An 18,480-nucleotide genomic window follows, 5' to 3' on the forward strand; every position below is an offset into this window, starting at 1 on the left:
GTAAAGCCATGCTAGCCTTTATCCACTCGGCGGCGCGCCGTCTTGCTCCTGAGACCGGTCGCCAAGGATGTCCTCGACATACAGCATCTTGATCAGCACCATCAAGGTGGCCGTCAGCGGCGTCGCCAGCGCGATGCCGGCAAAGCCGAAGATGGTGCCGAACACCAATTGCATCACGATGATCAGGCCGGGCGCGATCCGCACGGTGTGCGAGTCGATCAAGGGCTGCAGCACATAGCCGTGCACCATCTGGATGCCGAGGAAGAGCAGCACCGTGTACAGCGCCAGCTGCGGATCCACCGATAGCGCGATCAGCACCGCCGGCACGCCCGCCATGATCGGACCGACATAGGGAATGAAGTCGAGCAGGCCGGCGATGATGCCGAGGATCAGCGCCAGCGGCACGCCGAGCAGGCCCAGCCCGATCGTGGTCGCAATCCCCGCGATCAGCATCGCGCAGAAGGTGCCGAGCAGCCAGCGTCCCAGGGTGCGGCCGATCTCGTGCAGCACCTGCTGGACGCGGGCGCGCTTTGCCGGCGGCACCAGTTTCAGGAAGCCGTCGATGTAGCTGCGCGGGGACACCGCAAAATAGATGCCGACGAACAGGATGATGGCGACGTTGGCGACCGCGCCCAGCACGCCGCCGAAGAACAGGCCGGCATTCGGCACCATCTGGCCGAGGTATTGCATGAGCCGCTTCGGCTGCGGCAATTCGTCCGCGATGCGCCTGAGCAGGGGATGCTGGCCGACCATCTGCTGCAGGCGCTCCAGCGAGGCCGGCACCTCTTTCGCGAGCTGGTTGGCCTGCTCGGCGATGCGCGGCGACATTGCCCAGCCGCCCAGCCCGATGATGAGCAGCAGCACCGCCACCACGATGCCCAGACCCAGCTTGCGGTTCAGCCCGAAGCGGCGGCACAGCAGGACGCTCAGCTCATACAGCAGGATCGCGAACAGGATGCAGGCGAAGACCAGCAGCAGGGCATTGGCGGCGTAATAGACGGCGGCCAGCAGGGCCAGGAAGACGATGGCGATACCGTCGATCAAGGCGTGGCGCCGCAGGACGCTGCGCTGCGCGGGCGCCGGCCCAGCCTGCTCGCCGTCCGGTGATGAGGGCTGCTCGTTCATACCGACATGCTCTCACAGTCGACCGAAGCAGGGCACCAGTTTCGTATTGACGAGCTATGTGCGTGCGCGAACGGAGCCGCTGGACTAGCTTTCTTATCATTGAGTCACAGTCAATGAAAGGAGAGCACCATGAACTCGAATCAAGTCGAAGGCAAACTGAAAGACATCGGCGGCAAAATTCAGGAAGAAGCCGGCAAGCTGGTCGACAGCAAGCAACAGCAGGCGAAAGGCCTGAAGAACCAGGCCGAGGGCAAGGCGCAGGAAACCCTGGGCGATGCGCAGGAAACGATTCACGACGCGACCAAATAATCGCTTCGTAGGGTGGGCACTCCGTGCCCACGAATGAAAACAGCCGCTCGAAAGCGGCTGTTTTTACGTTGAACGTGGGCACGGAGTGCCCACCCTACGCATTACTTGGCACCGGTGCCGCCGAGGTTCTTCTTGAAGAAAGCCTCGATCATCCCGTACACGTGACGCTGGCCGGTGCGCGAGGAGATGCCGTGCTTGGCGCCCGGGTAGGTCATCAGCTCGAAGCGCACGTTGCGGTTGACCAGGGAGTCGATCAGGCGCGTGCTGTTGGTGAACAGTACGTTGTCGTCGGCCATGCCGTGCACCAGCAGCAGCGGCGACTTCAGGCCGTCCAGGTGGGCGAACACGCCGCTCTGCTTGTACGCTTCCGGATTCGACTTGGGCGTCGCGCCCATGAACTGCTCGGTGTAGTGGGTGTCGTACAGTGCCCAGTCGGTCACCGGCGCCACCGACACGCCCATCGCGATCTTGCTTGACCCCGCTTCCAGCAGGCGCAGGGTCATGAAGCCGCCGTAGCTCCAGCCGAACACGCCGACGCGCTTCGGATCGACGAAGCTCTGCTTGGCCAGCCAGTCGACGCCGGTCAGCTGGTCTTCGACTTCATGCTTGCCCAGTTCGCCGTAGATGACGTCGGTGAAGGCGCGCTCGCGGCGCGAGGAGCCGCGGTTGTCCAAGGTGAACACCACGAAGCCTTGCTGTGCCATGTACTGCTTGAACAAGTTGCCCCAGCCGCGGATGACCTGCTGCGAGTGCGGACCGCCGTAGACGAACAGGAAGACCGGATAGCGCTTGGCCGGATTGAAGTTGGCCGGCTTGATCATCGAGTAGTACAGGGTCTGGCCGTCGTGCGCCTTGATGCTGCCGAACTCGGTCGGCAGGTGATCCGCCATGTACTTCGCGTATGGGTGGCTGGCGTTCATCTCGTTATGCTCGAGCCACTCGACCATGGTGCCGTCGGCCTTGCGGATCGACACTTGCGGCGGGGTCTTCGGATCCGAGAAGGTGTCGACGAAGATCTTGCCGTTGCGCGCGAAGGACGTGTCGTGCATGCCATCCAGCTTGGTGATGCGCACCGGCTTGTCGGCATTGCTGCCGTCCAGGTTTAGCGCATAGGTCTGCTTGTCGGTCACCGCATCCTTGTTCGAGGCGATGTAGACCTTGCCGGCATCCTCGTCCACGGCCAGGATGTTGTCGACGCCCCATTCGCCTTTGGTGATCGGGTGCAGCAGCGTGCCGTTCAGGTCGAACAGGTAGAGGTGGTTGCGGCCGCTGCGCTCCGATGCCCAGATGAAGGCCGGACGGTTCTTCAGGAATTTCAGGTCGTCGTGGATGCTGACCCAGGTCTTCGAGGTTTCGGTCAGCAGGGTGCGCTGGGCCAGGCTGGCGGCGTCGACGGCGACCAGGTCGAGGCGCTTCTGGTCGCGCGACTGGCGCTGGTAGACCAGGTTCTTGCCGTCCGCGCTCCAGTCGGCGCGCACCAGGTAGATGTCCTTCTCCGGACCCAGGTCGACCTGCTTCTGTGCGCCGCTTGCCGGGTCGACGATCATCAGGTCGACCAGCACGTTGGGATCGCCGGCGGCCGGATAGCGCTGGTCGATGACTTCGGTACGGTCGGCAAAGATTTCGAAGCGGCGCGCGACCGGCACCGGGGCTTCGTCGTAGCGTTTGTAGGCGATCGCGGAATCGTCCGGCGCCCAGTAGTAACCGGTGCGCTGGCCCATCTCTTCCTGGGCGACGAATTCGGCTTCGCCATTGTGGATGGTGCCCTTGCCATCAAGGGTCAGCTGGCGTTCCTTGCCGGTCGACAGGTCGATCACATACAGGTTCTGGTCGCGCACGAAGGAAACGTAGCGGCCCTTCGGCGAGATCTTCGGATCGCCGACGTTACCCGAGGCAACCTTGCGCGCATTATCCGGATTGGCGACGTCGACCAGGTAGAGGTCGCCGGCGATCGGCACCAGGATCTGCTTGCCGTCCGGCGACCAGCTGTAGCTGATGATGCCGGACAGGCTGGCGGTACGCGCACGCTCGCGGCGCGCCTTTTCTTCCAGCGACAGGTTTTCAAGCGGGACCAGCTTCTTGGAGTCGACCAGGCGGTGCGTGGTCTTGTCCTTCATATTGTATTCCCACAGGTCCAGCTGGAACTGGTTGTCGGCACGGCCGCGCAGGAAGGTCACGCGTTCGCCGTCGGGCGACACGCGTACGTTACGAACGCCGGGGCCGGACAACGCCGGGTCGGCGTAGATGCGGTCCAGGGTCAGGCGTTCCGCGGATGCGGGAACGGCCGCCAGGGCGGCAAGAAGGGCAAGAATGAGGTGCATGGATTGTCTCGCGGATAAAAATTAATTTTGTGCAACGGGCGAGACGATACCAGAGTAAGGCGCCGAGCGCTGTAAATATGTGCCTTGCATCTCAAGAAGCAGAGCGCGCTTCGCGTACCCGCAGCTTCGAGAGATTGTTGAGCGACCACGCCAGCAGCACCGCCGCCACCGTCAGGCCCAGCACCAGTCCGATCCAGAAGCCGGTGGCCTTCATCGGCTCGGCGGGCGACCATGGAAACCATTCAGGCGCCAGCCCGAGGATCCAGCCGACCGGCAGGGCCACGCCCCAGAAGGCGATCATCTGGATCACCATCGGCGAACGCGTGACCTTGTAGCCGCGGATGCTCGATGCGGCCGCGACCTGGGTCGAGTCCGACAGCTGGAAGATGGCGGCGAACAGCAGCAGCAGGGCGCAGGTGGCCTGCACCACGGCGTCCGAGGTGTACATGGCGGCGATCTGCCAGCGGAACAGGGCGATGAAGATGGCCGACAGCAGGCCGAAGAAGACGCACAGGCCGGTGCCGGTCCAGGCCACGAAGCGGGCGCGCTGCGCATTGCCTTCGCCCATCGCCTGGCCGACGCGGGTGAGGGTGCCGATGCCGAAGCTCATCGGCACCATGAACACCAGCGAGGTGAAGTTCAGCGCGATCTGGTGCGCCGACACCTGCACCACGCCGAAGCGCGCCACCAGCAGGCTGACGATGCCGAAGGCGCTGACCTCGGCGAAATGGGTGACGCCGATCGGCAGGCCGAGGCGCAGCATGCTGCCGATCTCGCGCCAGTTCGGGCCTTCCCAGTGCGTGAACGGGTAGGTCGCGCGATAGGCCGGAGAGAACCTGATCCAGCCGATCATGGCGGCCAGCATCAGCCACACGCCGCTGGCGGTCGAGACCGCGCAACCCAGCGCGCCCATCCTGGGCAGGCCGAAATGGCCGAAGATCAGGCCCCAGTTGAGCACCACGTTGTACAGCAGGCCGAGGATGGCGATGACCATGATCGGCTTGGTCTGGTTGATGCTGGTGGTGTAGCCGTACAGTGCGCGGTAGCAGCCGAAGGCCGGCATGCCGAGGCTGATGATGTGAAGGAAAGTCTTGGCGCGATCGGCCACCGCCTGCTCGAGGCCGATGTGGTCGAACAGCAGGGCGCACAGGTTGGCGGCCGCACAGCCGGCAATGCCGACCAGCAGGCCCATCCACAGCGACTCGCGCACCGAGTGCGAGATCCTGTCGAAGCGCCCGGCGCCCATTTCGTGCGCGACCACCGAGTTCACGGCCATCATGACCCCCATCACGGTCACCAGGATGATCGACCACACCGAGGTGCCGAGCGAGACCGCGGCCAGTTCGGCGGCGCTGACATGGCCCGTCATCGCGACGTCCACGACGCCCATGCCGACCGTCGCCAGCTGGCCGACCAGCATCGGCCACGACAGGCGCCACAGGGTCGCGATCTCGGTGCGGACGGGGTTTGAGGACTGCGTGGTGGTGGTAGTGGACGTCATGACTCGGTTTGCGAACGAAACCGATGATTCTACTGTAGGGTGGGCACTCCGTGCCCACGATGGCGTTGCCGGTCTGCGAACTTTACGCGTGGGCACAGAGTGCCGACGCCGGCCGCGCCCACCCTACTAGTGCCGTCCCGCCTCGCGCGGCGGCACCGTCTTCAGATAGGCGTACAGCGCCCGCATGTCGATCTCGTTCATCTGCTTGAGCGAGCCGAAGGGCATGACGGCGCTGACCGGCTTGCCGTCCGGGCGCTGGCCGCTGTGCAGCATGGCCATGAACAGTTCCGGGGTCGGATAGCGGGTCATGGCGCTGCCCTTGCCGGGCGTCAGGTTGGCGGCCGCCGGCCAGGACGGCGGCGTGCCGGGAATCCTGCCGCCGCTGAGGGTGGCGCCGTGGCAGCCGATGCAGGCGTTCGCCACGTAGGCGCCATATTCCGGCGTGACGGCGGCCGATACGGGGCGGAAGGGCGGCTGCGCATGGTCGATCTTTTCGGACGCGTCCTGGATCACGCCGAAGGCGTACAGGGCCTTCACCGGAACCGGCACCTCGATCACGGCCTTGCTGCCGGGTACGGGGCGCATCTGCTGGAGGAAGGCGATCAGCGCCGCCATGTCCTCGTCGGTGAGGCGGCTGTAGTCCTCGCTGGGCATGATCATGACCGGGTTGCCGTTCGGCTTGACGCCGTGGCGCACGGTGCGCACCCAGTCGACCAGCTGGTAGCGTGCGGTGGTGCCGTTCGGACCCGCGGTGATGTTGGGCGCCACCACGTGCATGCCGCCATCGCTGATGACGGTCTTGCCGGCGCCGTTGGCACCATGGCATTCGGCGCAGCCGCGGGTGTTGTAAAGGTAGCGTCCATGCTCGATGCGCGCAGGATCCGGCAGCACGTCCAGCGGCCGCACCTGCAGCACCACGTTGCGCATCATCTTGCGCTCGCCCAGCGCCTTGCCGACCACGGTGGCGGCTACTCCCAGCAGGGCGAGCCCCACCAGCGCGATGCTGGTCCGTTTGACCCATTTGCTCATGCTCATGTGCCGAATCCCCCCTGGTAAATACCTGGCATTGCAAATTTAGCACTGCTCAGCAGTATTGACTAGCTCGTCGAACGATGGGGGCATGTGCGAGATCAGGAGTCGTAAGCGTGATGCATGGACGCGATCCGATTGGTTTGTCCTTATCCTTTCGATACCCTTATAATGGCGACCATAAGTTACAATAAAGACAGGGATAGTCCATGAAGTATGCTTTGATTCTGGAAAAAAACTCGGAACTATGTAACAACACTGCCGCTGTGCTGTCATCGATGGGGTACCTGACAACCCCGGTCTTCAATCAAAAAAAGGCGTTATACGCTGCCCGTTTGATCCAGTTCGATTTGATCGTTACCTGTACGGCCCTCCTTCCAGGCGACAGGCGATCCCTGACCGGAGAACTGAAACGGTGTCTGCCGGACGCGACCATCCTCTTGCTGGCCGATCCCGGATCGGTGCCGCCCGCCGACGGGAAGCCCGATGGCGTCGGCGCCATCCTGCACAGGCCTCTTACGGAGGAGGCTGTCCGCAGCATCGTCGACCCCGAGCAGCAGCAGTCCGCGCAGCAGATCGCCGAAAGGCGCAGGGAGTATATCTTTTAGCCGCCACCGCAATGATCATACTGCCCATCGTTCCGTAGCGGTGCGTGCGCGCCGTTTGCCCTGGCATGAGCTACATTGAATTGAAAAGCAGGCTGATGACCTCCATGTAAAGGCATCCAAACCATCGAACCCCATCCAGGAGCCCGCTCGTGGAATACAAGGACTACTACCAGACCCTTGGTGTCGAACGGACCGCGTCCGCGGACGACATCAAGAAGGCTTACCGCAAGCTGGTCCGGCAATATCATCCGGACGTCAGCAAGCACAAGGACGCGACCGAGAAGACCAAGGAAATCAACGAGGCCTACGAGGTGCTGGGCGACGCCGAGAAACGCGCCGCCTACGATGCGCTCGGCCAGGCGCCGCGCCAGGGCCAAGGCTTCCAGCCGCCGCCCGACTGGGGCCGCCAGTACGGCCAGTACGATTTCGGCAACGAAGGCGGCAGCGCGGAAGACATCTTCGCCGACCTGTTCGCGCACATGGGGCGGGGGCGCAGCCACCGCGGCGGCGCGGGCGCGGGCATGGGCGGCGGCGGTTTCCAGATGCGCGGCGAGGACATCCACGCCGCCATCTCGATCGACCTGCGCGACGCCTACCAGGGCGCCACGCGCACCATCGGCCTGCGCGCCGGCCAGCAGGAGAAGACCCTGAGCGTGAACATCCCGAAGGGCGTGACGCCGGGACAGCAGCTGCGCCTGGCGGGCCAGGGCCATCCGGGCATCGGCGGCGGCGGGCCGGGTGACCTGTATCTGGAGATCCAGTTCAACCCCGATGCGCGCTACCGCGTCGAGGGTTCCAGCGTCTACCAGAACGTGCCGGTGGCGCCGTGGGAAGCGGCGCTGGGGGCCGGCATTTCGGTGCCGACGCCGTCCGGCGCGGTCGAGGTGACGGTGCCGCCGGGGTCGCAGAGCGGCCGCAAGCTGCGCCTGAAGGGGAGGGGCATCCCATCCTCGCAGCCCGGCGACCTCTACCTGATCCTGGACGTGGTGCTGCCGCCGGCCACCAGCCAGCGCGCGCGCGAACTGTACGAGACGATGGCGCGCGACCTCGCCTTCAACCCACGCGAACGCATAGGAGCTTGAGCGATGCATGAGATGACGAGCATCAGCGGCGTACTGCTGGACGACGCTGCACTGACCCTCGAAGAGCTGGCGCGCGCCTGCAACGTGGAGCCGGAATGGGTGGTGCGCCGGGTGCGCGCGGGCATCCTCGGCGGCCAGCCAGCCATACAAGTGACCGAATGGCGCTTCCGCAGCGGCGACCTGCTGCGCGCGCGCCGCCTGCTGCGGGTGGAACGCGACTTCGACGCCAACGAGGACGTGGCCGCGCTGGTGGTCGACCTCGGCGACGAGGTGCGCCGCCTGCGCGCGCGCCTGCACGCGCTGGGACTCGATTAGATAGGGAAGCGCGCGCCGTCCCGAGGCGGGCAAAACTACAATCGGACCTCCCACAGCGATCACTTTTCATCGATTGAAGGAGGTCTCATGCAACAGAATTCGCAACAGAATCCGCAACCGGGCGCTGGCCAGGCCCTGCAGGGCAAACGAGTCGCCATCCTGATGACGGACGGCGTCGAGCAGGTCGAATACACCGGGCCGCGCAGCTTCCTCGAACAGCAGGGCGCCAAGGTGACCCTGGTCTCGCCGAAGCCGAGCGGCGACGAGATCCAGGGCTTCAACCACCTCGACCCCGCCGACAAGTTCAAGGTCGAACTCGACGTGCGCGATGCGCGTCCGGCCGACTTCGACGCGCTGGTGCTGCCGGGCGGCGTCGCCAATCCCGACCAGTTGCGTCTGTCGACGGAGGCGATCACCTTCATCCGCGAATTCGGCCGCGAGAACAAGCCCATCGCCGCCATCTGCCATGGCCCCTGGACCCTGATCGACGCCGACCTGGTGACCGGCAAGCGCATGACCAGCTGGCCAAGCCTCCAGCTCGACCTGCAGAACGCGGGCGCGCAGTGGACCGACGAACAGGTGGTGGTCGACGGCAAGCTCGTCACCAGCCGCAAGCCTGACGACATCCCGGCCTTCAACCAGGCCATCCTCAGCGAGCTGGCCGCGGTCCAGCCGGGGCAAGCGGGCGCACACTGAGCCCGGAAGGAGTTCATATGGAACAGGTATCAGGCAGGCCCTTGCAGGGCAAGCGCGTCGCCATGCTGATGACGGACGGCGTCGAGCAGATCGAATACACCAGCCCGCGGTCCTATCTGGAAGAACGGGGCGCGACCGTGGTGCTGCTGTCGCCGAAGAACGCCGGCGAGGAGGTGCAGGGCTTCAACCACCTGCAGCCGGGCGACCGGTTCAAGGTCGAGATGAACGTGCGCGATGCCGATCCGGCCGACTTCGACGCCCTGGTGCTGCCCGGCGGCGTGGCCAATCCCGACATGCTGCGCATGAGCAGGGAAGCGATCGATTTCATCCGTGGCTTCGACGTCGAGGACAAGCCGGTCGGCGCGATCTGCCACGGTCCCTGGACCCTGATCGATGCCGGCATCGCCAGCGCCAAGCACCTGACCAGCTGGCCCAGCCTGAAGCGCGATCTCACCAACGCCGGCGCCGAGTGGACCGACGACGAAGTGGTGATCGATGCGCGCCTGGTCACCAGCCGCAAGCCGGACGATCTGCCGGCATTCAACGATGCGCTGGCGAAGGAACTCATGATGACGCCGGGAACCGATCCGGGCCCGACCTCCTAGGCGGCGGGCGAAAAAAAAGACCAGGCCGCAGCCTGGTCTTTCAGCTTTCACGCCGGAGGTCGGCGATCAGAACTTGTAGGTCGCAGCCACTGCCACGCGGCGGAACTGCGTGACGTAGCCGTCACGCCAGGTGATCGGATAGTCCTGTTCGAAGATGTTGGTCACGTACAGGCTCAGCTTCACGTGATCGATACCCGAGTAGGTCAGCGAGTAGTCGAAGGTGGTGTTGCTGCCGACATGGTTACAGGTAGCCATGTTCTCCGGCGCGACTTTCTGCGTGACGCAGTAGGTCGGCGAGGAGTTGCTGTTGTTGCCCCAGCCGCTGTTGTAGTTCATGGTGATCGAGTGATCGAAATCACCCTTCTTCATGTACAGCTTGGTGACAGTCTTCAGGCGCGACGCCGGGAAATCGTAGAAGTCCCAGGTGCCGGCAATGTTCTCGTCATACCCGTTCAGCGCCTGGCTGTAGTTCTGGTATTTCCAGATGTAGCTGCCGTCGAGTTTCAGGCGGAAGTCCGTGCCCATGAATTTGAAGCGGCCCGATGCGTCGAAGTCGAAGCCGGACACGCGGGTACGGCCGCTGTTGACGTAGGGGTTGTACACCAGGCCCAGCTGGCCGACGCCGCCATAGTTGATGGTGTTGGTCGGCGCGTACTTCTTCACGAGGGCCAGGAACTCGTTGTCGTTGGCGGTGTTGTCGACACGGATCAGCTGGCCGGCCGGCAGGCTGGCTTCGCCCTTCAGCACGTCGGTCACCGAACGGGTACCGATTTCATTGCGGCGCTCGATGAAGTAGTAGTCCAGGCCGGCGCTCCAGTTCTTGATCGGCTCCCATACGGCGCCCAGGGTCACCGAACGCGAGGTTTCCGGCTTCAGGTTGGGGTTCGACGACACGAAGCTCGGCAGGCCGGCCGAGCATTCCGCGTTGCGGAAGCTGTTGGCTTGGGCCTTATCGGCGGTGGTCGCGTTGGCAGCGCCCTGCACCAGTGCGTTCAGCTGGTTGGCGATCGGGCAGCGGCGCAGGTCGTTCACGCCGGTGGCGACCGAGCTGCGGCCCAGGCCGTTACCGGATTCGACGATGTTCGGCGCACGGAAGCCGCCCGATGCGGTGGCGCGCAGCATCAGACTGTCGGTGACGGTGTAGCGCAGGCCCAGCTTCGGCGACAGGTGAGCCTCGAAATCGCCGCTCTTGTCGGCACGCAGCGCGGCGTTCATCTCGAGGTTCTTCAGCAGCGGAACGTTCGCTTCGGTGAACAGCGCGTACTCGTTACGCGAATCGTCCACCTGCAGGCCGAAGATGCCGACCAGATCGCCGCGCAGCACGTTGTCCGAGCTCTTCATCCAGTACGAGTTCTGGCTGATATTGGTGCCGAACGCAACGTTCAGCGGACCGGCCGGCAGCTGGGCCACGGTGCCCGACACGGTCGCGTCGAAGAACTTGACCTTGGCTTCGCCTTCCGTGGTACGGACCGGGAACATCGATTCCAGCAGGGCCGGATCGTTCTGCTTGCCGAACACGTAGGTCTTGTTGACGATCGCGTCGGTATAGCCCTTGGCGCTGACGGCGCGGGTTGCCTTGGTCGCGCTCGAATGCGAGTAGCCGAGCGCCGATTTCCAGTCCCAGTTGCCGATGGTGCCGTCCAGGGCCAGCATCACGCGCTGCTGGTCGGAATCGGTGCGGTTGAAGTTGAAGCCGTTACCGGTGTCCATCATGCGCGCGCGGTACTCGACCGCCGTGTTGTACGGATTCATCGGGTGGCCGACCGGCAGCTTCGGATACGAGAACGGACCGACCATCTTGCCGCCGAGCACGTTGTACCAGATGCTCTGCGAGCTGGTGGCGGAGCCGTTGCTGACGCTGAACGGGGCCACGATGTAATCGCTCACTTCGCCGGCGGCTGTGACCTCGAAGTTGGCATTGATGTTCTGGCCGATGCGGAAGTGGGTGCTGCTGGCCAGCGCGTGGCGCTTGTTGTTGGTGCGGAGGCCGGCGTACGGCGTGGCATCCCACTTGCAGAGCTTGTCGGTCGGATCGATGTCGGCGGCCGGGCAGCCCGGTGCGGCGACGATGTTGGTGCTGCTCAGGAAGTAGTTACCGGTCGGCGAGAACGAGCTCTTCGCATCGTAGGTCGAGCGGCCCGGGGTCAGGCGGTGCCAGGCCGGGTAGTGCGAGCTCAGGTCGCCCTGGCTGTAGCCGTCGGTCTTGTAGGCTTCGGCGGTCAGGTAGGTGTTGAAGCCGTTCTTGTCGATGTCGCCATAACCCCAGATCGCCGACACGTTGCGGTTGCGCGCGTCCTGGAAGTGCGGCGCTTCGCTGTACTGGCCCTTGACCTGGAAACCCTGGTAATTGCTGCGCAGGATGATGTTGATCACGCCGGCGATGGCGTCCGAGCCGTAGATTGCCGATGCGCCGTCTTTCAGCACTTCGATGCGCTCGATGGCGTCGGTGGCGATGGCATCCAGATTGGTGAAGTTCTGCTGGGCGCCGTCCGACAGGCCGTAAGGAGCAATGCGGCGGCCGTTGACCAGGACCAGGGTGGCGACCTTGCTCAGGCCGCGCATGCTGACGCCGGAAGAGCCGGTTGCGAAGCTGCCCGAGCTTGCGCTGGCCGAGTTGATGTCGGTGCTGACCGAGGACATGGCGGTCAGGATGCCCAGCGCCGTGGTCTGTCCGGTTTTCTCGATGTCGTCGCGGGTCATGATCTGGACCGCGTTCGCTGCTTCGGTTTGCGTACGTTTGATGCTGGAGCCGGTCACCTCGACGCGCTGGATCTTTGGATCCGGCGTGCTGGCTTCTTGCGCTGCAGCTAAAGCGGGGATGGCCAGGGTGACGGCCAGAGCGATGGAACTCTTCTTCAAGATACTTTTATGCTTCACAACAACTCCTGGGATGAAAATTATTTTGAGCAACTGATGCATACGTGGTCAGTTATCCCTGACTTTGTGTACGTACGCGCATAAATACTCTTGCACAATATTGCTGAGCTGCAAAGACGTAAGTATGTATTTGGGAAATATCATGTTGCTTTCAGTTACATCCGTTGGGTTTTTGATACAGTATGTTACCGAGGTGAAGAAAGTGTGAAGTTTACGGAAGGAAATTTTGGAGATGCAGGGTGGGGCGGCAGGAAATTGCTGCGGTGCGGGATAAGGGCCTTGTTGGCCGAGACTTCAGCGCCAAGGTCATCGAAAGAAGCTCATGCCGGTCGCGGTCAGTCTGGATCGATTTCACAGGTCGATATGGTCCCCGCTGGGCTTGTCTTGCCTCGTCTCCCTCTCCTGCCAGTTTGGTCCGGTCACGTTTTCGGGCGACTTGGGAGACCACAAAACGGCTGTAGCTTGAGCCATTTGGCCAGCAGGTAGGCCAGGTATGCGGCCGGAAGGCCGTTTATCTGCCTGGCCGAACCGTGGCGGTAAGGCACAGTCGCTGCGCGACTGCTTGGTCAGGCGAATCGGGAGGCTTGGCGCTTGCAAGCGCCAAGTCGCTCGCGGGCTTGCCGCGGTGCGGCTCGACACCCCCGCTCGCCCCTCGTCCGTGCCGGACGAGGATTCGATTTCCTTCTGCTCATGCAAGTATTCAAAAACAAAGCCCCACCGGCTTGCGCCGGCAGGGCTTTTGTTTGAATAGTGGTGGAGGTAAGGCACAGTCGCTGCGCGACTGCTTGGTCAGGCGAATCGGGAGGCTTGGCGCTTGCAAGCGCCAAGCCGCTCGCGGGCTCGCCGCGGTGCGGCTCGACACCCCCGCTCGCCCCTCGTCCGTGCCGGACGAGGATTCGATTTCCTTCTGCTCATGCGAGTATTCAAAAACAAAGCCCCACCGGCTTGCGCCGGCAGGGCTTTTGTTTGAATAGTGGTGAAGGTAAGGCACAGTCGCTGCGCGACTGCTTAGCCAGGCGAATCGGGCGGCTTGGCGCTTGCAAGCGCCAAGCCGCTCGCGGGCTCGCCGCGGTGCGGCTCGACACCCCCGCTCGCCCCTCGTCCGTGCCGGACGAGGATTTGATTTCCTTCTTCTCATGCGAGTATTCAAAAACAAAGCCCCACCGGCTTGCGCCGGCAGGGCTTTGTTTTTGAATACTGGTGGAGGCGGAGGGAATCGAACCCTCGTCCGCAAGCACTCTACAGACAGTTCTACATACTTAGCACTATCTTTTAATTTAACCAGTACAACGGGGATGTGCACCCTGTGTACAAGCGAGTCACCTTAAATTTCGGAAGCAACCAAGTGACCCAGTTGATTCCTAGCCTCTGTAAATGACTCTACTTGCCTTGCGGCTCACCCCAGAGGCGAGGTGATGTAGAGCTAGCAGCGATTAGGCTGCGAGTGCGTACGAGTTATCGTTTGCAGTTATTGATTTCTGGATGTATTTACGAGGTAACCAGTCCTCGGTATGCCCTGCGCTGCTTTGCAACCCACGTCGAAACCAGGTCGCCCCCCAACGAAGAACTACCATTGTACTCCAAACCGAGGCGGTGTGCAGTGATACGGATCTCTCCGAGAACACACGAAAATGTTAACTTTCGATAGATTTTCATTGTCAAATCCGAACTATCATGCATGGTTGCTGGAGACGGCTCGATGACACTGAACGGAGAGAATATGGCATGTATCGTCTGCGGTACGCCGCAAACCGCTGGTTTGGCTGGATGGCATGCGTCCTGCCACGAATGTGGGTACGAAAGTGCCGCTCTGCAAGGAGCGATCAACGAGAAGACGGCGGGGGCACCGGTCGACGAGGATGAGCGCGAGCTGGGCCTGAAGGCGCTGCGCCAGGAGAACTTCCGCGACATCGTCGACATCGCGGTTCGCCTGGCCCGGCCGGGTGCGCGCAAGCTGCTCGACGTCGGCTGCGCGCATGGCTGGTTCCTCGAGACGGCGCGCGAGCGTTTCGAGGCGCTGGGGATCGAGCCGGATGCCGTGGTCGGCGGACGCACGGCGGCGCGGGGCTTGCCGGTGCGTCAGGGATATTTTCCGGATGCGCTGGAGGGCGGCGAACGCTTCGACGTCATCGTCTTCAACGACGTCATCGAACACATTCCCGACATCCGCGCCGCGCTCGACGCCTGCCATGCGCGCCTGGAGGAGGGCGGCTTGCTGATCCTTAACCTGCCCAACAGCGCAGGCTTCTTCTATCGGCTGTCGAAGACCTTTGCGCGGATGGGCTGGCGCAGCCCTTTTGAGCGCCTGTGGCAGAAGGACCTGCCTTCGCCCCACGTCCATTACTTCCGTCCCACCAACCTGGAGCGTCTGGTGTCCCGGCACGGTTTCGAGCGCCTGCATTCCGGCGAACTGCCTTCGCTGCGCGCCAAGGGCTTGCTGGAGCGTATCCGCTGCGCCGGCAATATCTCCGGGCCCTCGCTCTACCTGCAATACGCCGCCGTGATGTGCGCGCTTCCGCTGCTGCGCCTGTTCCCGAGCGACATCATCGTCAGCGTGTTCCGCAAGACGTAAAAAAGCCGCGGGCTTGCGCATCCGCGGCTTTCCTTCAGGGGACCGGCGATCAGCGGTTGATCATCTGGTTGCCGATCATGCCGCCGCCGATGATGCCGGCCACGGTGGCGAGCTTGCGGCCGTTGCCGCTGCCGACCTGGTTACCGATCAGGCCGCCGATCACGGCGCCGGTGCCGATGCCGACGTAGTTCGGCTGCGGTGCCGGACGCGGTGCCGGGGCGTAGTAATCGTCACGGGCATAGCTGTGGTGGGCGACGGTGCGCGGACGCGGTGCAGCCTGTTTCACCGGCACTTCCTTGATCACGGTTTCCTTGATCACCACCGGAGCCGGGGCGGGCGCCGGCTGGACTGCCACCTGTTGACCATATGCCGGCTGGCCATAGCCCGGCTGCGCGTAGGCGGCCGGCTGGACGTAGCCTGCAGCCACCGGCTGGGCGTAGCCGACAGGCGCCTGCTGCACGCCCTGCGGCGCGACGGGGGCGGCGACCGGGGCCAGTGCGCCGGCGTAGCCAGGCGCGGCCTGGGAGCTCATCAGCGCGGCCGGCTGGGCTTGCGGAGCGCTGTTCGAGCTCGGCAGGATGCCGGTGATGGCGGCGGCGCCGGCCAGGCTGACGACGATGACCGACACGGCGGCGCCGGCCATCAGCGGGTGGATACGGTTGGTGGTGGTCTTGATCGCTTCCATGTTCTCTGCTCCCGAAACGTTGCGTTGTTGTATGGGAGTAGATTAATGGCGGGAGTCACGCAGAGATAGACTCATCCCTGTATCAATCGTAAAGATATGTAAGCGCTTGATCAGGCCGATGCTTCGGCAGTACGGGCGGCGTCGATCACTTCGCGCAACACCTGCAGCAGGTGCAGCGGGTTGTCGAGCAGGTAGTCGGCGCCCCAGGTTGCGGGCGGAATCTCGCCGCAATAGCCCCAGCCGCAGGCGACCGTGACCATGCCGGCAGCGCGGCCGGCTTCGACGTCGCGCAGGTCGTCGCCGACGTACCAGCATTCCTCGGCGGCCAGGCCCAGCAGGCGTGCGCCTTCCAGCAGCGGGGCCGGGTGGGGCTTGGCGAAGGCGGTGGTATCGCCGGAGACGACGCAGCCGGCGTGCGCCAGGCCGATTTGCGGGATCAGCGGGTCGGTGAAGCGCATCGGCTTGTTGGTGACCACGCCCCAGGCCATGCCGGCCTGCTCGATGCCGTCCAGCAGTTCGGGCACGCCGTCGAACAGGCGGCTCTCGACCGCCATCGCCGACTGGTAGCGGTCGAACCATTGCAGGCGCAGTTCTTCATAGCCCTCGTCACCCGGCGCCAGGCCGAAGGCGGCGCCGATCATGCCGCGTGCGCCGGCCGAGGCGGTCGGGCGCAGCACCGCGTAGGGCGTCGGTTCGAGGCCGCGCTCGGTGCGCAGCCAGTTGACGGCGGCGGCGAGGTCGGGCGCGGTATCGGCCAGGGTGCCGTCGAGGTCGAACAGGACGGCGCGCGGCACGGGCAGGCGGGAGGGAAAGGTCATGCAGTATCGTCTTAAAGCGGCTTGGTGCAGGCCACCATGTAGTTCACATCGGTGTCCTGGTTCAGCGAGTAGATCTTGGTCAGCGGGTTGTAGCTCAGCCCCTTCAGGCCTTCGACCTGCAGGCCGGCGGCGCGGATGAAGCTGGAGAGCTCGGCCGGCGTGATGAACTTGGCGTAGTCGTGGGTGCCGCGCGGCAGCATGCGCAGCACGTACTCGGCGCCGATCACCGCGAACAGGTAGGACTTCGGATTGCGGTTCAGGGTCGAGAAGAACACGTGGCCGCCCGGTTTCACGAGGGTCGCCGCGGCGCGCACGATGGCGGCCGGATCGGGCACGTGCTCGAGCATTTCCATGCAGGTGACGACGTCGAACTGGCCCGGTTCCTCGGCGGCCATGTCTTCGGCGGCGATGAGCTTGTAGCGCACCTCGACGCCCGATTCCAGGCTGTGCAGGTCGGCCACTTTCAGGGCCTTCTTCGACAGGTCGATGCCGGTCACTTTCGCGCCCTTGCGCGCCATCGATTCGGACAGCACGCCGCCGCCGCAACCGATGTCGATCACTTTCTTGCCGCTCAGGGGCACGCGCGCGTTGATCCATTCCAGGCGCAGCGGATTGATCTCGTGCAGCGGGCGGAACTCGGACGTCGGGTCCCACCAGCGGTGGGCCAGCTCGCTGAACTTCTGGATTTCCAAGGGGTCGGCGTTGGCCGTCGTCGATGCTTGCGTAGTCATAGGTGCGAATAATAGCGGAAATGCCGCCGTGCTACGGTTGGGTTGGCGAAAAAAAACCCCGCCGAAGCGGGGTTTGTCCGGGGCGTCAGCCCGCCAGCGGCAGATTACTGCTGCTGGGTGCCGCGGGTGCCGACCACTTCGATTTCCACGCGGCGGTTCTTGGCGCGGCCTTCGGCAGTCTTGTTGTCGGCCACAGGCTGCTTCTCGCCCTTGCCTTCGGTGTAGATGCGGTTCGATTCCACGCCCTTGCCTTGCAGGTAGGCCTTGACGGCTTCAGCGCGGCGGACCGACAGCTTCTGGTTGTAGGCATCGGTACCGATCGAGTCGGTGTGGCCGACGGCGATGATGACTTCCAGGTTGATGTCCTTCAGCTTCGAGACCAGGTCATCCAGCGATGCCTTGCCGGCCGGCTTCAGTACGGCTTTGTCGAAGTCGAAGAAGGCGTCAGCCGAGTAGCTCACTTTTTCCGAGGTCGGGACCGGAGCCGGAGCCGGTGCTGGGGCAGGTGCCGGGGCCGGAGCTTCGACCGGCGGTGGCGGCGGCGGCGCGACGCACTTGCCGTTTTCCAGTTTCTCAGGCGCCACGCACAGCGGTGCGTCGCAGCCTGGGACCGCGTCGGCCGGGGTCCAGTAGCCGGTACGCCAGCACAGGCCGAAAGGATTGCGCGCGATCACGCCGCGGGCATCCTGAACGTAAGCGCTGTAAGGCGTCGGCGCCTGGATGTCGGTCGTCAGCGGCGCGTACGGCGGAGCGCTTTGCGCGAAAGCGCTGCCTGCCATCGCGGCCGAGGCTGCGAGCATGAGGGTTGCCAGTTTTTTCATATTTTTTCTTCCTTTCGGTAAATTCTTCCCGCCGCGAAACTTGCGCGCCGATGCGCATGATGTGAGCACGTGGGCAGAATATTAACACTTGCACGGACGTGTCTGTTTCGCATTGTGAAACGAGCAATTAACATCTCGGCCATTTTGCCACATACGCTACATCCGCACGACCGCGGAAAGCCCATTTGCTGCGCATGCGATTTCTCTCGTTGTTTCTGCGCAACAACGTAATTGTGAACGGACCGCAAGCTTGACGAAAGTTTATTACATGCATGTGTCAGATTAGCAAACGTGCACACGCAAGCCGCGCTGGACTTGCTTTCAAAATGCACTGCTGATATAGCGCGCGTGGTAAAATCTACCCCTTGGAAACTTAAATTTCACG

Annotated in this window: 16 protein-coding genes and 1 other RNA gene; 7 read left to right on the forward strand and 10 right to left on the reverse strand. The window is 63.7% G+C overall.

What is annotated here, in order from left to right; translation table 11 throughout:
* Positions 1-18: 18 nt before the first annotated feature.
* Entirely contained in the window at positions 19-1,125 is a 1,107-nt protein-coding gene (locus tag AB4Z32_RS20105) for an AI-2E family transporter (RefSeq protein WP_442123641.1), read from the reverse strand.
* 129 nt (positions 1,126-1,254) lie between these two features.
* On the opposite strand from AB4Z32_RS20105, the gene AB4Z32_RS20110 reads away from it, so the two are divergent.
* A complete protein-coding gene (locus tag AB4Z32_RS20110) occupies positions 1,255-1,434 on the forward strand; it encodes a CsbD family protein (protein ID WP_442123642.1) in 180 nt (59 codons plus the stop codon).
* Between the two features lie 101 nt (positions 1,435-1,535).
* Here the strand turns inward: AB4Z32_RS20110 and AB4Z32_RS20115 are convergent, their stop codons facing one another.
* The 3 genes from AB4Z32_RS20115 to AB4Z32_RS20125 form a co-directional block, all read right to left on the reverse strand.
* Complete coding sequence (locus AB4Z32_RS20115) at positions 1,536-3,755, reverse strand: S9 family peptidase (protein ID WP_442123643.1); 2,220 nt, start codon at positions 3,753-3,755, stop codon at positions 1,536-1,538.
* Between the two features lie 91 nt (positions 3,756-3,846).
* Positions 3,847-5,256 carry an MATE family efflux transporter gene (locus AB4Z32_RS20120; protein ID WP_442123644.1) on the reverse strand — a complete coding sequence of 470 codons (1,410 nt, stop codon included), beginning with the start codon at positions 5,254-5,256 and terminating at the stop codon, positions 3,847-3,849.
* Between the two features lie 126 nt (positions 5,257-5,382).
* Positions 5,383-6,291, reverse strand: a complete 909-nt coding sequence (locus AB4Z32_RS20125; RefSeq protein WP_442123645.1) for a c-type cytochrome — start codon at positions 6,289-6,291, stop codon at positions 5,383-5,385.
* Between the two features lie 203 nt (positions 6,292-6,494).
* On the opposite strand from AB4Z32_RS20125, the gene AB4Z32_RS20130 reads away from it, so the two are divergent.
* The 5 genes from AB4Z32_RS20130 (at position 6,495) to AB4Z32_RS20150 (ending at position 9,591) form a co-directional block, all read left to right on the forward strand.
* Positions 6,495-6,893 carry a hypothetical protein gene (locus AB4Z32_RS20130; RefSeq protein ID WP_442123646.1) on the forward strand — a complete coding sequence of 133 codons (399 nt, stop codon included), beginning with the start codon at positions 6,495-6,497 and terminating at the stop codon, positions 6,891-6,893.
* A gap of 149 nt (positions 6,894-7,042) precedes the next feature.
* Entirely contained in the window at positions 7,043-7,975 is a 933-nt protein-coding gene (locus tag AB4Z32_RS20135) for a DnaJ C-terminal domain-containing protein (RefSeq protein WP_442123647.1), read from the forward strand.
* 3 nt (positions 7,976-7,978) lie between these two features.
* The gene (locus AB4Z32_RS20140; RefSeq protein WP_442123648.1) at positions 7,979-8,290 is read left to right on the forward strand and encodes a chaperone modulator CbpM; all 312 of its coding nucleotides are present in this window, start codon (positions 7,979-7,981) and stop codon (positions 8,288-8,290) included.
* Positions 8,291-8,377: 87 nt separating this feature from the next.
* A complete protein-coding gene (locus tag AB4Z32_RS20145) occupies positions 8,378-8,986 on the forward strand; it encodes a type 1 glutamine amidotransferase domain-containing protein (RefSeq protein WP_442123649.1) in 609 nt (202 codons plus the stop codon).
* A gap of 17 nt (positions 8,987-9,003) precedes the next feature.
* Positions 9,004-9,591 (forward strand): type 1 glutamine amidotransferase domain-containing protein, encoded by a 588-nt coding sequence (locus tag AB4Z32_RS20150; RefSeq protein WP_442123650.1) that lies wholly within the window; start codon positions 9,004-9,006, stop codon positions 9,589-9,591.
* Positions 9,592-9,657: 66 nt separating this feature from the next.
* Here the strand turns inward: AB4Z32_RS20150 and AB4Z32_RS20155 are convergent, their stop codons facing one another.
* Positions 9,658-12,450, reverse strand: coding sequence for a TonB-dependent receptor plug domain-containing protein (locus AB4Z32_RS20155; protein ID WP_442123651.1), 2,793 nt, complete (start codon positions 12,448-12,450; stop codon positions 9,658-9,660).
* Positions 12,451-13,666: 1,216 nt separating this feature from the next.
* Positions 13,667-14,025: a transfer-messenger RNA gene (gene ssrA / locus AB4Z32_RS20160) on the reverse strand.
* 163 nt (positions 14,026-14,188) lie between these two features.
* Between ssrA and AB4Z32_RS20165 the strand changes: the two genes are divergently transcribed.
* On the forward strand, positions 14,189-15,040 hold the full coding sequence (locus tag AB4Z32_RS20165) for a class I SAM-dependent methyltransferase (protein ID WP_442123652.1): 852 nt from the start codon (positions 14,189-14,191) through the stop codon (positions 15,038-15,040).
* A 49-nt stretch (positions 15,041-15,089) separates the two neighbouring features.
* Here AB4Z32_RS20165 and AB4Z32_RS20170 read toward each other — a convergent pair whose 3' ends face one another.
* From AB4Z32_RS20170 to ompA, 4 genes are all read right to left on the reverse strand, one after another.
* Complete coding sequence (locus AB4Z32_RS20170) at positions 15,090-15,725, reverse strand: glycine zipper 2TM domain-containing protein (protein ID WP_442123653.1); 636 nt, start codon at positions 15,723-15,725, stop codon at positions 15,090-15,092.
* 110 nt (positions 15,726-15,835) lie between these two features.
* On the reverse strand, positions 15,836-16,543 hold the full coding sequence (locus tag AB4Z32_RS20175; protein WP_442123654.1) for an HAD family hydrolase: 708 nt from the start codon (positions 16,541-16,543) through the stop codon (positions 15,836-15,838).
* An 11-nt stretch (positions 16,544-16,554) separates the two neighbouring features.
* Positions 16,555-17,274, reverse strand: coding sequence for a bifunctional 2-polyprenyl-6-hydroxyphenol methylase/3-demethylubiquinol 3-O-methyltransferase UbiG (ubiG, locus tag AB4Z32_RS20180; protein ID WP_442123655.1), 720 nt, complete (start codon positions 17,272-17,274; stop codon positions 16,555-16,557).
* A gap of 104 nt (positions 17,275-17,378) precedes the next feature.
* Positions 17,379-18,095, reverse strand: a complete 717-nt coding sequence (ompA, locus tag AB4Z32_RS20185) for an outer membrane protein OmpA (RefSeq protein ID WP_442123656.1) — start codon at positions 18,093-18,095, stop codon at positions 17,379-17,381.
* Positions 18,096-18,480: the final 385 nt, after the last annotated feature.

Source organism: Massilia sp. 2TAF26, assembly GCF_052115005.1.
GTDB lineage: Bacteria > Pseudomonadota > Gammaproteobacteria > Burkholderiales > Burkholderiaceae_D > Telluria.

Excerpts from the sequence above, each read along its gene's own strand:
- AB4Z32_RS20170 (WP_442123653.1), bottom strand. The coding sequence starts at position 15,725 with ATGGAAGCGATCAAGACCACCACCAACCGTATCCACCCGCTGATGGCC.
- AB4Z32_RS20120 (WP_442123644.1), bottom strand. The coding sequence starts at position 5,256 with ATGACGTCCACTACCACCACCACGCAGTCCTCAAACCCCGTCCGCACC.
- AB4Z32_RS20130 (WP_442123646.1), top strand. The coding sequence starts at position 6,495 with ATGAAGTATGCTTTGATTCTGGAAAAAAACTCGGAACTATGTAACAAC.
- AB4Z32_RS20150 (WP_442123650.1), top strand. The coding sequence starts at position 9,004 with ATGGAACAGGTATCAGGCAGGCCCTTGCAGGGCAAGCGCGTCGCCATG.
- AB4Z32_RS20105 (WP_442123641.1), bottom strand. The coding sequence starts at position 1,125 with ATGAACGAGCAGCCCTCATCACCGGACGGCGAGCAGGCTGGGCCGGCG.
- AB4Z32_RS20175 (WP_442123654.1), bottom strand. The coding sequence starts at position 16,543 with ATGACCTTTCCCTCCCGCCTGCCCGTGCCGCGCGCCGTCCTGTTCGAC.
- AB4Z32_RS20110 (WP_442123642.1), top strand. The coding sequence starts at position 1,255 with ATGAACTCGAATCAAGTCGAAGGCAAACTGAAAGACATCGGCGGCAAA.
- AB4Z32_RS20165 (WP_442123652.1), top strand. The coding sequence starts at position 14,189 with ATGGCATGTATCGTCTGCGGTACGCCGCAAACCGCTGGTTTGGCTGGA.
- ompA (WP_442123656.1), bottom strand. The coding sequence starts at position 18,095 with ATGAAAAAACTGGCAACCCTCATGCTCGCAGCCTCGGCCGCGATGGCA.
- AB4Z32_RS20140 (WP_442123648.1), top strand. The coding sequence starts at position 7,979 with ATGCATGAGATGACGAGCATCAGCGGCGTACTGCTGGACGACGCTGCA.
- AB4Z32_RS20125 (WP_442123645.1), bottom strand. The coding sequence starts at position 6,291 with ATGAGCATGAGCAAATGGGTCAAACGGACCAGCATCGCGCTGGTGGGG.
- AB4Z32_RS20115 (WP_442123643.1), bottom strand. The coding sequence starts at position 3,755 with ATGCACCTCATTCTTGCCCTTCTTGCCGCCCTGGCGGCCGTTCCCGCA.
- ubiG (WP_442123655.1), bottom strand. The coding sequence starts at position 17,274 with ATGACTACGCAAGCATCGACGACGGCCAACGCCGACCCCTTGGAAATC.
- AB4Z32_RS20145 (WP_442123649.1), top strand. The coding sequence starts at position 8,378 with ATGCAACAGAATTCGCAACAGAATCCGCAACCGGGCGCTGGCCAGGCC.